Genomic DNA, 14,180 nt, shown 5'->3' on the forward strand with positions numbered 1-14,180 from the left:
GATTCCCTAAAAATTCAACTACAAGGTTTTATTTTTGAAACTTAATATTGAAGTATTTCTCGGGGATGTCTTGTTCTGTTGCGGGTAAGTAGCCCTGACCCATAACATAGGTATCCATAAACAGGAGTACCTGATTCTTTGATCTAACGCCTGTGCTGGCATCAATGTAAGCACCGCTCTTCCATTTTGCTCCGGGCGTAAACCTTCCGTAAGCCTTTGCCAAGTCGGCCATATTTCCCTTCTTAGCCTCTCCATCGATAACACGGCGTGCATATTCTCCCAAACCGGCTGAAACGGTAAATCCGTAAGAATAGGCCCATGTTCCGAAACGTCCGGCACCGCCTTTTTCGACAACGGAATTTTCAACCTTCTTAAGAATCTTCTGGAAGTCTCCGGCTTCTGCTGAAAGGTCAATACCTAAAGCTCCGGGGTAACCCATTAAAGGTGAGGGTAAGTCTGCTTCAACAAACATACCTCCGTAAGCAAAAAGCTGCTTTAACAAGGGCTCTGTGTGAGCATCATTTGTACAGAAGAAGGCTGTGTCCTTTCCGTATTTTTCTATCCACTGGGGTACTTTTTCAAGAATGAACTGCTGAGCACCGGCTGTTCCGACGTCGCTTGTGGGGTCGGGAGCTGTTTCAAAGTAGAAGTTAATACCTAAGTCCTTACAAGCTTCTTCCATGATTTGCCTTCTAAGACCCAATGTTTCATAGGACATGTGTCTGGGGAAGGAAATATGAACGAAATTCTTTGCTCCAAGTTGTTTTGCTGCCCAAGGAATTGTATAACCGCGGGAAATAAAATCTTGACTTCCGATCATATCGGCAGCAGCTTGAATTACAAGCGGGTCTTCGTGAGCTTCGCCTGCCAATAAAAGAATATCAGGTCTCTTTTCACGTACTCGTTTAAAAGCTTCTGCTGTTCCCGGAATTGCTTGATTTACAATGATAGCCTTCATTTTAGGATCATCGGAAAGTGCTACAATCTGGGAGATTGTTGTTTCCTGTTGAGACATAAAGTCATCAGGATAGGTTATGTGCTGAATCATTCCTCCGTCTTTTACGGCCCCGTAAATTCGGATAAGCTCTTCAGCTCCGCGCAAATCATCTTCAGATTGCGATACTGTTCCAGTCATAATTCCAATATGATATGCCGGCCCCTTTGCTTCTGCCTGAGCAGCTCCTTTTTCTTCGGTTTTTTTACTGCAACCTGCAATAAAAGCAAATAAAGCTATCAGAAAAACACCGAACATCAAAGTTCTCTTTTTCATAAATAAACCTCCATTTATAAGAAAACTATAGAATTGTACCACACATATATTCAGCCGTCAAGTTTTTTTCTTAATTTCTTAAAAATTTACTTTGTCAAAACCCAGTCTGCTGCATTATGATTTATTGAGTCCTGTGAAATCCTCTTAATCATTTTTGTAGGCGTTATATTTGCTTGCACTGCATTTAAAAGATCTCCGTCAGGCATCCATAAACAAGCTTCGGCAGCTTCCAAGGCAGCTTGCTCAATTTCAGGTCTGCCCCAGTCCTCATCCTTAGGATGTCTAAACAAAACGGCATCCTGTAAACCCTCATTTTTACTTGTTCTAATAAGAACGGCATTCGTTCTTTTCGGCTGAAACTTCTTTACCCTTCCCCAAAAACAAACCCCCTTTTCTCCGGCCTCAAGAGCATTACATGTATCGGAAGAAACTAAGGCTCCGTCTTCAGGAATTGAGCCGTCCGAAGGTAAAAACCAATAAAAGATAATTATACTTCCTGCTTCTGCCTCAAAGGCAGGAAATACATAGTCAGACTCTTTTGAGTTACCCGCATTTACAAGACTTATCCCAAATAAGTTTCCGCTCTTTTTTACGCTGAATCTTATAAAGCCCTGTTTAGATGCCGATCCCAATTTAAGCGAATAAAAAGACAGTTCTGCAGGCTTATTGTTTGCACCCTTAAAGGGAAGCTCAAAATCAAGAATTTGATTTATGCTTCCTGAAACCTTTCCGCAAATTTTAAAATCCTCGCCTATTTCAAAATTTGCATTAGGTGTAATTTTAAAAACGGAAACAGGAATTTCACCAGTCTTAGACTTATAAGCCTTGTCCTGCAAAAACTCGGCAGCTTCAATCTCTTCAACAGTACACAAAATTTCGTCGGGCAAGGAGCCTTTTAAGGCATGAACTTGGAACTGACCGACACTGCCTTCAAAGAAGAGGATTATCTCATTATTTTGGGACTGTTCAAAACCTTTGAGGGTAATGCCGTCATCATTCCCGAGAAAAATTGAAACGAAGCCGGGCTGTTCAATCATTCCGCTGCAAGAAGCACATAAACTCAAAACCAACAAAACAAGTAAAAAAAATCTTTTTTTCATAAAAGACCTCCTACCTATCTTGTATGTTTTTTTTGTTATTTATAGCAAAATTTTAACTTTATTTAAAAACTAGGTCTAAATTCTTGTAATTACGGACTCAAAGGGGCGTAAAATCTTCTGCTGAGGGTTAAAGTTTCTATAGTTAAACAGAATAGGAAGACCTCTTACCTCTTCCCTTATCTTCTGTGCTTTGCCCGACATATTAGATACAATAAAAAAAGTTTTATCGTCCTTTTTGCGGTAATAGGCAAAAACATCCTTTCCCAAATCAACAAATTCTATATCGCCGAACTGCAAGGCTTCTTCCGAATTCCTCAAGGCTATCAATCTTTTGTAATAACTAAAGCAAGAATCCGGCTCGGATAGGTTCTTTTTTACGTTTATTTCTTTATACCTTTCGTTCAAACGGAGCCAAGGCTTCACAGTACAAAAGCCTCCATTTTCGGAATCATCCCAAGGAATGGGAGTCCTGGCATGGTCGCGGGCAAAGTTCATTGCCAGCCTAAAAGCTCTTTTTTTACCGAACTTAAGAGACTTAAGCATATTATAAATATTCTTTGTAGCTATGTCATCGATCTCATCCATGCTCTTAAAATCCGTATTTGGAAGGCCGATTTCCTGCCCCTGATAAATGAAGGGCATTCCTTTTTGGGTCAAAAGCACGGTTGCAAGCATTTTGACGCTTTCTTTATAGTATCTTCCCTCATCCCCAAAACGAGAAACAGACCGGGCCTGATCGTGATTTTCAAAGAAGAGAGGGGTCCACGGCATTTTAGTCTGCCATTTTTTTAGGATTCTAATCATTCTGAAAGGTTTATATTTCCGCTTAAAAACGGGAATCTGAAATCGGCAGTCTACCCCTGTGTGATGCTCAAAAGGAAACACAAGAGTTAATTCATCTTGAATAAAATCCTTGGCTTCTTCCAGTGAAACATCCATGGTCTCCCCCACGGTAAAGGCATTGTAGGGTTTTAAAACTTCTCTATTTAATTCTTTTAAAATATCGTGGCAGCCCTTTTGGGATAGATAAAACTCCTTACCTGTTTTAATTATTCTTTTTTTTGCATCCTCATAGGAAGTTTTGTAAATACAATTTATAACATCACAGCGGAAGCCGGCAACTCCCATATCCAGCCAAAATTTCAAAATCTTTTTTACCTCTTCAATTACTTGAGGATTATTATAGTTTAAATCCGGTTGATTTTCGGTAAAAAGATGAAGATAATAGAGCCCGTTTTCTTCGCAATACTTCCATGCAGAGCCCAAAAAAAGGCTGTCCCAGTTATTGGGCGGCAGTTTTTTACCCTTTACAAGCCTCGGCTCCTTCCACACATAGTAATTATGGTAGGGAGATTCGGGATTTTTGGATTCGATAAACCATCTGTGTTGATCGCTTGTATGGTTTATAACCAAGTCCATAATAATCTTTATATCCAGCTTGTCCGCTTCTTTTAATAGAGCCTGAAAATCGTCCATTGTGCCGAATTTGGGATTTATATCGCAATAATCGGAAACATCATAGCCGTTATCATAATCGGAGGAGGCCGTTACGGGAGAAAGCCAAATTGCTCCTATTCCCAAATCTTTTAAATAAGGCAATTTTGAAATAACACCCCGGATATCCCCCATCCCGTCATTGTTTGCATCACAAAAACTTCTGGGATATATCTGATAAAAAACCCTCTTATTCCACCATTCCATAGCTTTTCCTCCTTTTATAAAGCTTATAAAGTCTTACTTTCTCAGTCTGACTCCTTCAATGTCCGAGCTGAACAGTTCTCTTAGGTCATTTAAACCTAGGGCCATCAGGGCCATTCGGTCTATACCTATTCCCCATGCCAAGACCGGAACATCGACCCCCATAGTTCTCGATACTTCCGGGCGGAGAATTCCTGAGCCGCCAAGCTCAAACCAGCCCAAAACGGGGTGCTTTATATGCACTTCAATAGAAGGTTCTGTAAAGGGGAAGTAGCCGCCTACGTATTTTACCTCGGTAGCCCCGGCGATTTCGACGGCAAACATTTTGAGTATTCCCAACAAGGTCTTTAAATTGACCTCATTGCCTAAAACTATGCCCTCGGTTTGGTAAAAGTCGGATAAGTGGGTAGCATCTACCTTATCATAACGGAAACATCGGGCTATGCCGAAATATTTACCGGGAATTTTTGCCTTTGCAAGCTGATGGGCTGAAAGAACGGTGCCCTGGCTTCTAAGCAAAAGCCTCCTTGTAAAATTTCTGTCAAAGGAATAATTCCAGCCCCGGCTGCCCGTGTTTCCGCCTGTTTCATGGGCCTCGGCAACGCGGGATAAAAAGGGTTCTTCAATACTTTTTGCATGAGTCGGATTTTTTATATAGTAAACATCGTGAATATCTCGGGCTGCATGGAATTGGGGCATAAAAAGAGCATCCGAGTTCCAAAAATCCGTTTCTACGAGAGGTCCGTCAAATTCTTCAAAGCCCAAACCTACGAGCTTATCCTTTACACCTTCCAAAAAATCGCAGTAAGGATTTGTTCTTCCTGCAACTATTCTCGCAGGAGGAAGATTGATATTGTAGCTTCTAAAAGTTTGATTTTTCCAGCTTCCGGTTTTTAAACTCTCGGCTGTAAGCCGGCCTGTTTCATCGCCCGTTATCCCCTCGGCTTCAAGCTCTTTTTGGAGAGAAGGAACATCTTCCGTAAAGCCGTACACAACAGAGTCGCGCTCTACAATTTTATAAGGACTGTCAGCGGCTCCGCGTTTTTTTGCGATTGAGTTGATAATTTCGCGCTCTTCATCATCAAGATCTTCCTCGGCTATGATATGACCTTCGGTTTTAAGTCCCTTTTTCAGCAATTCGACGGTTATCTTAAAGCGCTTTGATTGAGGTTCTTGCACAAAGGAAGCCTTTTTTTCTTCATTCATCTTAACGGCGCCTTCTTTTGAAAGAATACCGAAGGCCGAACCTACATCCTTATTTTCCAAATTAAGAGCTTCGGCAATTTCAGGCAGCTTCAGGTCGCCTTTTTCTTTTAAAAGCTGTAAAATTCTTTGTTCCGGAGTGCCGCGTTCGGCAAAATCTGTTCCAATATTTGTCAGTTCAAAAAATATGTGTTTTTTGCGGTCGGTTTCTTTTATAAGCCCCTTCATTTTGAGCCATGAGAAAACCTGATTTGCATGGCCTTCTTTATATGAAAGTTTAAGCTCAAGTTTTTTATTATCAAGATAGTCGCCTATTTTAAAATTTTTTAAAACCTTAATCTCAAGAGGATGAAGATTTTTGATAATACTTTTGATATCCATAAATTTACTCCGAAATTCGTCTAAAAAGATAGGAGATTATATCATATTTTTAAGTCTTTGTACACAATTCTGATTATATAATTTTTAAGGACTTTACAAAAAACTTTACTTATTATATAATACTGTGTCGGTTGTGTGCTAAATAATTTGGGCTAAAAAGCCGATAAAAGAAAGACGGTATCTATAATTTTTGAAATTTGAATTTATGCTTTTTATTATTTAATTATGGTATAGTCAAAAACAGTTTAAGGGGTTTAAAGTGTCAAGAACACGAACATATAAACGAGCAGAAAATAACTTAGTACGGTATTTTAATGAGCTTTTTAAGGCTTTGTGTGCAAACGTATCTAAGGGTATAATGAAATTCATCAATGGCGGACGCAAAAAGCTGACCATCATGGTTGTTCCGCATTCTCAAAAAAGGATTGTAAATTTTCAGGCAAGTATTTTTTCACTTGTTTTTGTAACAATACTTCTTGTAGGCATCTTGGCTTCATTTTTTTGGTTTACAGCCGAATCCATAGCTTCAGCCAGAAAACTTGCCAACCTAAAAGAAGAAACACGCAAGACTCAAGCCAGTCTTAATGTTCTAAAAAATGAAACAAATGACCTTTTAAAAAATGCAAAGAATTTTCAATCTACGCTTTCTTCTACATTAACCTCATTGGGTTTACAGTCTATCATGGAAACAGGCGCAGAAAATGACGATTCAAGCGACCTTTCTCTCCTGTTTAATGTACAAGAGCAGGCCCAAGGAACGGCAAGAGAAGTAAGCGAGCTTAAAAAACTTTCAGCCTATTTACAAGATACCATTCAGCCCGTACAGGAAATGGCAAAACTCATGGACACTCAAACAGCCCTCTTTTCGGATATTCCCAGTCTTTGGCCGATTAAGGGCGGTATCGGACATATCACGATGGCCTTCGGTCAAAACCGTCATCCTTTTACCGGTCAATGGTACATTCATACCGGTATAGACCTTGCGACGGGACGCTCCGGCGACCCCATTATGGCTACAGCTGACGGACAGGTTATTACGGTAGAAACCGATCCGGGCTGGGGAAACTACATTATCATCAAACATAAGCATGGTTTTTTTACAAGATATGCTCACCTAAGCTCGTTTAGAGTTACACGCGGACAGCATGTACAAAAGGGTCAGGTTATAGGCTATGTAGGCAACACAGGTATATCTACAGGCCCCCACTTGCACTATGAGGTTCACATAGGTTCAGACGTTGTAGATCCTATGAAATATCTGAACATAAAAAATACCGGAAGAAAAAAATAGTCATGGCTGATTTTATTGACGATATTTCCATAAATACAATCATAGGCCAGGGAAGCTTTGTAAACGGAAGTTTAAGTGTGCCCGGATTTTTACGTATAGACGGAGATATAAACGGAGATATAAAAACTCCCGGAAGGGTTATAATTGCAGAGAACGCAAGAGTCCGAGGAAATATACATGCCAAATCGATAACCATAGGCGGAATGGTTCAAGGCGATGTTATAGCTCCGGAAAGCGTGGTCGTCTTGTCGACAGGCCTTGTTTTAGGTTCGGTTCTGACAAAAAAAATACGATTGGATGATGATGTATTTTTACATGGCTACTGCTTTGCCGTAGATAATCAAGCCGAATTTGAAAAGGCGGAAAAAGAATACAAAAACAGGCAGGGGCTTGCAGCCTCAGCCCTTGTTCATTCAAGGTGAGGTAAACCTATGGGAAACTCTGTGGATACAAGCAACTACGTTTCCGCTCTTAATACGGCCGCACCTCTAATCGCCAAAGATTCTCACATTCAAAAAAATCAAACACGTAAAACGGAAGATTCCAAGCTAAAAAAGCCTAAAACTTTTTTAGATACAATTTTGGATAACACTATTGAGGATTCGGAAGAATTATATTATGAAAAAAAGCTGGAAGGCCTTAATCCTGAAGAAAGAAAAAAGGCAGTAGAAGATATTTTGGCCGTTTTGCAGGACGAGGTTTATTCCAGCGGGGCTAACCTGGCTGAAAACGTAAATACCGAAACAATTAATAAATATAAAAAAGCTGTCAAAAGCTTTGTAAACTTTGCAGTTCAAAATTCGCTCAATGTTAAGGCAGTAACTTCAGGCGGCCTAAATCCGTTAAAACAGCGTAATTATGTAATTGTAAAGGTTATTGATGAAAAAATAAATAAACTAACACAGGAACTTTTATTTAATCAACTTGAAAAGCTGCAAATTTTGGATAGACTTGATGAAATAAAAGGTCTTTTGGTCAACTTGACTACATAGCGGGGTACTAATGGATTATGATATTAACGAAAATACAGAAGATATTGAATCTCTTGAAGATAAGGACCAAAGGCCTGTAAAAATGAGCTCAAATCCTAACGACTTTCCTCAACCCCTGTATGAGCTTAATCTGGATTATTCGAAGGAGAGTTTCTATGCAACAGCCTCCGAACATCAAGAATTTAGTGCAGGGGACTTTGTCCTTGTTCCTACCCGGTATGGTAATGATGTTGCACGGTTTGGAGGCCCCGTCAAGGCTCCCATAAATGCCAACCAGGATGAGGTTGTAAAAATTATTCGAAAAATCAACGCTGAAGAAGAGATTATTTTAGAAGAAAACAGTAAAAAAGAAAAAGAAGCCGCCAAAATCTTTAAAGAAAAGGTTGCCCTAAATAATCTGGAAATGAAATTTATCGGCTGCCACTTTTTATTTGATGAACCTAAGGTCTTATTCTTTTTTAGTGCCGACACCCGCATCGATTTTAGAAAGCTGGTTAAAGATCTCGTTTCAGTTTTTAAGGTACGCGTTGAACTAAGGCAAATAGGAGTTCGAGATGAATCCAGAATTATAGGCGGCCTCGGCTGCTGCGGACGCCCCTATTGCTGTCATAATGTAACGGATAAGCTTAAACCTGTTTCAATAAAAATGGCCAAGGAACAAAACCTGTCCCTCAATTCATCAAAAATATCCGGTCAGTGCGGAAGGCTTTTATGCTGCCTCTCTTACGAATATGATTGGTATGCAGAAGCCCGAAAGGCAATGCCGCCTGAGGGAGCTAGATTCCCGTATGACGGCACCACCTTTAAGATTACCGAGGTAAACCTTCTTACCCAAATGGTTTCCTTATTGGGAGAAGACGGGCGTATACTTTCCCTGCCGTCAAAACGGATAGTCAATATCGGCGGAAAGTGGCAGGTAAGATAAAGCGGTTAATCTGCTTCTTTTTCGGTTATACCCAATTTTTTTAAATAAGCATAAAGCTTATCTGCAGTATGCTTGCTTATTGCATGTTCCATTTCACAGGCATCGATATCTGCAATTTCATAATCTACTTTAAGAACTTGTGTTAAAAATGTCCTAAGAGCATTGTGTCTTGTACGGACATCCTTTGCAATGGCCCTTCCTTTTTTTGTTAAGGTAATTGTACCGTAAGGCTCTTGCTCTATATATCCGTCATCTTTTAGTCCCCCAAGAGATTTATTAACGCTCGCTCGTGAAACATTCAATGCACGGGCAACATCAATTGATCTTACCTGTTCATCAACCAAAGATAAGTCGTAAATCCGCTCAAGATAATCTTCTTTTGAGGAAGTAATAGTTCCTGCTACATGTGTTCTTTTATTCATGCTCATATTATACACTATTTCCTTTGACAAAACAAGAACTTTTTTGTATCATATCGGAAGAATATTTGTTCTAACTTTATGTTTGGGCGGCAAAATAGAAATATGTTAAGATCAAAAAAAAATATACTTTTATTTATTTTTTTAATTTTTATAAATTTTCAATCCTTTTCTCACCCGCATATGTGGTTTACAAGCTCCCTCGAGATTGTCTTTGCAGGAAAGACCTTAAAAGGAGCCTATGTTACATGGACCTTTGATAGATTTTTTAGTGCCGATATAATAAGCGGTTATGACTTAAACGGAGACGGAGCATTCGATGCAAAGGAAACAGCCGATGTATATGAAAATGCCTTCAGTTATTCGGAAAATTTTTATTATTTTACCTTCATAAGACAAGGACAAAAACGCAGCACTCCTGAACACATTGAAAAGGCCTCTTTTTCCGTTTGGCAAAATAAGGGAATTTTAAGCTACCGGTTTTTTATAGACCTGAGCAAATTTAAGGGACAGGAAATATTTTTAGCCTGCTACGATTATACTTTTTTTTGCGATATAAGCTATCCTGAAAATACGGCCGTAAAATTCATATATGACAAAAGTCTAATAGCCCCCTCATACTCCATTATCGAAAATAAAAACTATCCTGTATATTATAACCCTCTGGGCGCTATGGACGATAACAGAATATATTATAAGTGGGCACCCGGCCTTAATACCTATTATCCAAAAGAAGTAAGAATCAGGTTTTAAAATGCTTATGAAAAAAAGACACATTTTTAGTATTCTTTTTATTATTAATATGAGCCTCTTATTTGCAAATCCATTTACGGGAAAAAAGAATTCTCCCGTTCCCGTATATCAAGGACAGCCTCCAGAAAACATTTTAAAAGGACAGCGTATATTAAACCAAAAGTTGGGAGACTATATAAGCTCTTGGAAAGAAAATAAAGATTTTGATGTTTTACTGTCCATACTGGCCATTTCATTTTTATACGGTTTGGTACATGCGGCAGGCCCGGGACACCGTAAAACCATTATTTTCTCTTTTTACCTTACAAAAGAATCTACAAGCTTAGAGCCTCTTTTTACCGGACTTGCTCTGGCAGGAATGCACGGAGGAGCCGCCATAGTCCTCATGATGATTTTTAAGGGCCTTTCGGGAGCCATCCTCTCACGCTCAAATGATACGATGATATATATGGAGGGAATCTCCTTTTTGATCTTAATAATTTTATCCCTTTACGGAATAATAGATGCGGTAAAGGATATAAATACACAAAAAGATTCAAACCATAAAAAACTTAAACTCGGAGCAATTTTAATCAGCGGTATTTATCCCTGTCCCGCTGCCATGCTTGTCTTGGTTTTAGCCGTAAGCCTAGACATCTTGGCCTTAGGCATCTTTGCAGCGATAGCCATGTCCTTAGGCATGAGCATTCCGATAATAGCATCGGGATACTTAGCATGGGGCGGAAGAACAAGTCTTTTTTACAAGCTAAAGGATAAGGAAAGGCTTGTAGGTCTGATAGGTTCTATCCTTCAAATAGGAGCTTACGGCTTTTTACTCTATATTTCGGTAAAAACGGCCTTGCCTTTTATTCTAAGTTTGTTTAGAATGTTAAAATAAAATTTGCTTTTAATGGAGTTAATATGAAATTTATAAACCTCATGAGAATTTACCTCTTTGTCTTTTTTGCGATACTTATTGGAAGCTGCTCAAGCGTACAAAAGGATTGGAAAACGGACGGATCCACTATAGAAAAAGATCTAGCCCTATCAAAGAAACAAGGCCTCATGTTTTTTAGCGCCTCCGATACGGATCCTCAAAGTAAAAACTTATTGGAAAACGTTTTTACGGGCAGCTTATTTTCAAAGATAAATAAGGATTTTATTTTTTATAATATAGATATAGTAAAAGAGGACAGTTCGGTTGATTCGGTCCAATTGGAGAAAAATTATGTACTTTTTTCGGATTATAATATTACTCAAGTACCCTATCTTTGCTTGATGAATGAACACGGAGATGTTTATCATTCGGATTCGATTCCTGAGCAAATTAATACTCCCTCTTCGTTTTTAACCCATCTAAATAAACTAAAAGAAAAGGGAGTGACAGTAGAAAATTTACGAAAAAACATCAATGACTCAGCAGGCCCCGAAAAAATAAAGGCGATAAACGCATTTTTTGACAAAATTTATCTTGTCGATTCCGAAAAATATAGGAATCTTTTTGATGAGGGGATAGCGAGCGATCCTTCAAATGAAAGCGGCTTATTAGGCTCTTTTATACTTGCAAGAATGAACTTAAATATTGAACCCTTGTTTAAACAGCAAAAATATAATGAAATAATAGCAGAATTAAAGAAGACCCTGGAAACAGGTCTTTTAAGCCCGGAAGAAGAGCAGCTTACCCTGTGTAATATAGCTTCATTTTATTCCCGCCTGCCGAATGCTCCAATAAAAAAGATACTGGAATATCTTGAGCAAGCCTTAAAAAAAGCTCCGGACTCTTTTAGAGCAAAAACCATAAAAGAAGATATTGAATACTTAAAAAATAAGAATTAAATGCTGATATCTACCAGACTTGCAGAAGTTTCTTTCTTTGAGAGAATTTGTGAGGAGTATCGGTAGTCCGGCTTTAGGGATATCATTTCTTGACGTAAATCAGCCATTCTGGACTGCAGAAGCTCTCTGTTTTTTTTGTTTTGGTCCAAGACTTGGGATTGAAGCTTATTAAGGTCTGATTTGAGCCTTACAACTTCGGTATCGTCCTTATCGGGCATACCGAAGCGGTACATTTCTTCTATCGGATCTATCACCTTTTGAATTGTAAAAATATCACCGATTATCGACTGTTCCAATTCTGTGTGATGAACAAGAGCATCTATATTGTCTTCATGAATACTGCGTTCCTGTGTTTCAAGTACAACAAGATAGTCACTGAATTTTTTTCTTTGTTCTTGTAAAAGGGCCTTAAACCTCTTGAGAACAGCTACCCTCTGATCGATTTCTTGACGGCTTAATGCTTGTTTCATAAGAATCCCCTTTACCCGGCTATGTTTACACCTACAGAAACCTCAGCCCTTTGAGGTACAGGCTGGGATACAAGAATTTGTTTCCATACGTCATATAATTCCTGCATCATAGAGCTGACATCCAACAAGGGTTTATAGTCTTTTTTTAAATTTGCAGTCAAAAGCTGCTGGTTAAAATATGAATAAATTGAAAGAAGATTTGCAGCTATTTCTCCTCCTATATCCATATCTAAGGCTGCCATAAGCTCAGTTATAATCTCCTGAGCCTTAATTATGTGGTTATTGATGGATTCGATATCCTTTGCGGGAATTTTAGGCACACGCATTTTAGAAATTGCCAAATTTATTTCTTTTATCCCCTCAGTATAAAGCATAAGAATAAGAGATCCCGGACTTGCCGTTTTAACACTTGTTTCTTTATAGGCTGCTGCAGCCTGACTATTATAACTCATACCCCCTCCAAAAATAAAAATAGGTGTCTCCTAAGTTTATCGGTATTTAAAATAAGGTCTTTAGAAAAAGACTTTATTTCAATTTGCCTATTACCTTAAAATTGATAATAATGTATAAAAATCCAAAAAGTTACATAAAAACGGTTTACTTAAAACTTATTGACAAACAAAAAAAAAGACCCTATAATATCTTTCTGAGGTTCAAAATGAAGAAATTTGTAGGAACTACATCGAGGGGGCTGATTGCTCCGATAGTCAGGGAAGGCGATGATATCGCATCAATTGCTGCAGAAACTCTTTTAAATGCCGCAAAAGCTGAAGGCTTTAAGATAAATGACAGGGATATTCTTTCCGTTACGGAGTCCGTAGTTGCTAGAGCACAAGGAAACTATGCAACAGCTGACGATATAGCTTCCGATATAAAGGCTAAATTCGGAGACTCATGCATAGGCTTAATCTTTCCGATTTTAAGCCGAAACCGTTTTTCGGTTTGTTTGGAAGGCATAGCCCGCTCAAAAAACAAGCTCATTATCATGCTAAGCTATCCCGGTGATGAGGTTGGCAACCACCTGATAGACCCCGATGTTTTTGAAGATTCCGACGTAAATCCGTGGACAAATTCCTTCACTCGGGAAGAATTTAGAAGCAAATTCGGCGACCACAAACATAAATTTACAGGAATGGATTATGTAGAATATTATGAATCGATAATCAAAAAGCACAACCCCGAATCCTTTGTAATTCTATCCAATGATCCAAAAAAAATAATCGAATATACCGATGCAGTTTTAGCATGCGATATTCATACACGAAATAGAACAAAAAAACTTTTAAAAAAAGCCGGGGCAAAAACCGTTTTGGGCCTTGACGATATTTTAAGCAGCTCAGTAAATGGAAGCGGCTTTAATTCGGCTTACGGACTCCTAGGTTCCAATAAATCCGGAGACGATAGAGTAAAGCTCTTCCCTCATAATGCACAAGTCATTGTAGATAAGATACAGTCCATAATAAAAGAAAAAACGGGAAAAACCATCGAGGTTATGGTTTACGGGGACGGAGCCTTTAAGGACCCGATAGGTAAAATTTGGGAACTCGCCGATCCTGTTGTTTCACCGGCCTACACAAAGGGCTTGGACGGAAAACCGAATGAGGTAAAACTAAAATATCTGGCCGACAACAATTTTAAAGACCTGAGTGAAGAAGAACAAAAGCAAAAAATTGCCGAATATATCGACAAGCACCAAAAAGAAACTTCTTCCCGTATAGACTCTATGGAATCTCAAGGAACTACACCTAGGCGGCTTATAGACCTAATCGGTTCGCTTTCAGACCTTACATCGGGAAGCGGGGATAAGGGAACACCCATAATATTTATACAAGGATACTTCGACAAATATACCGGGTAATCTTT

The 14,180-nt window shown here is 38.9% G+C and carries 15 protein-coding genes; 8 read left to right on the forward strand and 7 right to left on the reverse strand.

Going from position 1 to position 14,180, the window contains the following annotated elements:
* Nucleotides 1–28 precede the first annotated feature (28 nt).
* The 4 genes from E4O04_RS00640 to E4O04_RS00655 form a co-directional block, all read right to left on the reverse strand.
* Nucleotides 29–1,270, reverse strand: a complete 1,242-nt coding sequence (locus tag E4O04_RS00640; protein ID WP_253708989.1) for a DUF3798 domain-containing protein — start codon at nt 1,268–1,270, stop codon at nt 29–31.
* Between the two features lie 86 nt (nt 1,271–1,356).
* Complete coding sequence (locus E4O04_RS00645) at nt 1,357–2,370, reverse strand: lipoprotein TP_1001-related protein (RefSeq protein ID WP_253708992.1); 1,014 nt, start codon at nt 2,368–2,370, stop codon at nt 1,357–1,359.
* Between the two features lie 75 nt (nt 2,371–2,445).
* Nucleotides 2,446–4,071, reverse strand: coding sequence for an alpha-glucosidase (locus tag E4O04_RS00650; protein ID WP_253708994.1), 1,626 nt, complete (start codon nt 4,069–4,071; stop codon nt 2,446–2,448).
* 33 nt (nt 4,072–4,104) lie between these two features.
* A complete protein-coding gene (locus E4O04_RS00655) occupies nt 4,105–5,652 on the reverse strand; it encodes a phenylalanine--tRNA ligase subunit alpha (RefSeq protein WP_253708997.1) in 1,548 nt (515 codons plus the stop codon).
* Nucleotides 5,653–5,911: 259 nt separating this feature from the next.
* Here E4O04_RS00655 and E4O04_RS00660 point away from each other — a divergent pair, with 259 nt between their 5' ends.
* The 4 genes from E4O04_RS00660 to E4O04_RS00675 are packed head-to-tail and all read left to right on the forward strand — an operon-like array spanning nt 5,912 to nt 8,860.
* Nucleotides 5,912–6,943 (forward strand): M23 family metallopeptidase, encoded by a 1,032-nt coding sequence (locus tag E4O04_RS00660; RefSeq protein WP_253686403.1) that lies wholly within the window; start codon nt 5,912–5,914, stop codon nt 6,941–6,943.
* A gap of 2 nt (nt 6,944–6,945) precedes the next feature.
* A complete protein-coding gene (locus E4O04_RS00665; protein WP_253709000.1) occupies nt 6,946–7,365 on the forward strand; it encodes a bactofilin family protein in 420 nt (139 codons plus the stop codon).
* Between the two features lie 9 nt (nt 7,366–7,374).
* Complete coding sequence (locus E4O04_RS00670) at nt 7,375–7,935, forward strand: YaaR family protein (RefSeq protein ID WP_253709003.1); 561 nt, start codon at nt 7,375–7,377, stop codon at nt 7,933–7,935.
* A 10-nt stretch (nt 7,936–7,945) separates the two neighbouring features.
* Nucleotides 7,946–8,860 carry a PSP1 domain-containing protein gene (locus E4O04_RS00675; RefSeq protein WP_253686397.1) on the forward strand — a complete coding sequence of 305 codons (915 nt, stop codon included), beginning with the start codon at nt 7,946–7,948 and terminating at the stop codon, nt 8,858–8,860.
* A 5-nt stretch (nt 8,861–8,865) separates the two neighbouring features.
* Here the strand turns inward: E4O04_RS00675 and E4O04_RS00680 are convergent, their stop codons facing one another.
* Nucleotides 8,866–9,282, reverse strand: coding sequence for a metal-dependent transcriptional regulator (locus E4O04_RS00680; RefSeq protein WP_253686395.1), 417 nt, complete (start codon nt 9,280–9,282; stop codon nt 8,866–8,868).
* Between the two features lie 102 nt (nt 9,283–9,384).
* Between E4O04_RS00680 and E4O04_RS00685 the strand changes: the two genes are divergently transcribed.
* Genes E4O04_RS00685 through E4O04_RS00695 form a run of 3 tightly spaced genes read left to right on the forward strand, consistent with a single transcriptional unit; the run spans nt 9,385 to nt 11,847 of the window.
* Nucleotides 9,385–10,032: a DUF1007 family protein gene (locus tag E4O04_RS00685; protein ID WP_253686393.1), complete on the forward strand. Its 648-nt coding sequence runs from the start codon at nt 9,385–9,387 to the stop codon at nt 10,030–10,032.
* Nucleotides 10,033–10,039: 7 nt separating this feature from the next.
* A complete protein-coding gene (locus E4O04_RS00690) occupies nt 10,040–10,909 on the forward strand; it encodes a nickel/cobalt transporter (protein ID WP_253709005.1) in 870 nt (289 codons plus the stop codon).
* Between the two features lie 23 nt (nt 10,910–10,932).
* Nucleotides 10,933–11,847 carry a hypothetical protein gene (locus tag E4O04_RS00695; protein WP_253686389.1) on the forward strand — a complete coding sequence of 305 codons (915 nt, stop codon included), beginning with the start codon at nt 10,933–10,935 and terminating at the stop codon, nt 11,845–11,847.
* Here E4O04_RS00695 and E4O04_RS00700 read toward each other — a convergent pair.
* Both E4O04_RS00700 and fliS read right to left on the reverse strand, forming a co-directional pair.
* A complete protein-coding gene (locus E4O04_RS00700) occupies nt 11,844–12,317 on the reverse strand; it encodes a flagellar biosynthesis protein FlgN (RefSeq protein ID WP_253686387.1) in 474 nt (157 codons plus the stop codon). The genes E4O04_RS00695 and E4O04_RS00700 overlap by 4 nt on opposite strands.
* A gap of 11 nt (nt 12,318–12,328) precedes the next feature.
* A complete protein-coding gene (gene fliS / locus E4O04_RS00705; RefSeq protein WP_253709008.1) occupies nt 12,329–12,769 on the reverse strand; it encodes a flagellar export chaperone FliS in 441 nt (146 codons plus the stop codon).
* Nucleotides 12,770–12,975: 206 nt separating this feature from the next.
* Between fliS and E4O04_RS00710 the strand changes: the two genes are divergently transcribed.
* Complete coding sequence (locus E4O04_RS00710) at nt 12,976–14,175, forward strand: coenzyme F420-0:L-glutamate ligase (protein ID WP_253709011.1); 1,200 nt, start codon at nt 12,976–12,978, stop codon at nt 14,173–14,175.
* Nucleotides 14,176–14,180 lie beyond the last annotated feature (5 nt).

It is taken from the genome of Treponema sp. OMZ 799, from assembly GCF_024181365.1.
Taxonomy (GTDB): Bacteria; Spirochaetota; Spirochaetia; order Treponematales; family Treponemataceae; genus Treponema_B.

Coding starts and splice junctions, on each gene's coding strand:
- E4O04_RS00670 (WP_253709003.1), top strand. CDS start 7,375: ATGGGAAACTCTGTGGATACAAGCAACTACGTTTCCGCTCTTAATACG.
- fliS (WP_253709008.1), bottom strand. CDS start 12,769: ATGAGTTATAATAGTCAGGCTGCAGCAGCCTATAAAGAAACAAGTGTT.
- E4O04_RS00650 (WP_253708994.1), bottom strand. CDS start 4,071: ATGGAATGGTGGAATAAGAGGGTTTTTTATCAGATATATCCCAGAAGT.
- E4O04_RS00695 (WP_253686389.1), top strand. CDS start 10,933: ATGAAATTTATAAACCTCATGAGAATTTACCTCTTTGTCTTTTTTGCG.
- E4O04_RS00675 (WP_253686397.1), top strand. CDS start 7,946: ATGGATTATGATATTAACGAAAATACAGAAGATATTGAATCTCTTGAA.
- E4O04_RS00680 (WP_253686395.1), bottom strand. CDS start 9,282: ATGAATAAAAGAACACATGTAGCAGGAACTATTACTTCCTCAAAAGAA.
- E4O04_RS00645 (WP_253708992.1), bottom strand. CDS start 2,370: ATGAAAAAAAGATTTTTTTTACTTGTTTTGTTGGTTTTGAGTTTATGT.
- E4O04_RS00700 (WP_253686387.1), bottom strand. CDS start 12,317: ATGAAACAAGCATTAAGCCGTCAAGAAATCGATCAGAGGGTAGCTGTT.
- E4O04_RS00685 (WP_253686393.1), top strand. CDS start 9,385: ATGTTAAGATCAAAAAAAAATATACTTTTATTTATTTTTTTAATTTTT.
- E4O04_RS00710 (WP_253709011.1), top strand. CDS start 12,976: ATGAAGAAATTTGTAGGAACTACATCGAGGGGGCTGATTGCTCCGATA.
- E4O04_RS00690 (WP_253709005.1), top strand. CDS start 10,040: ATGAAAAAAAGACACATTTTTAGTATTCTTTTTATTATTAATATGAGC.
- E4O04_RS00655 (WP_253708997.1), bottom strand. CDS start 5,652: ATGGATATCAAAAGTATTATCAAAAATCTTCATCCTCTTGAGATTAAG.
- E4O04_RS00665 (WP_253709000.1), top strand. CDS start 6,946: ATGGCTGATTTTATTGACGATATTTCCATAAATACAATCATAGGCCAG.
- E4O04_RS00640 (WP_253708989.1), bottom strand. CDS start 1,270: ATGAAAAAGAGAACTTTGATGTTCGGTGTTTTTCTGATAGCTTTATTT.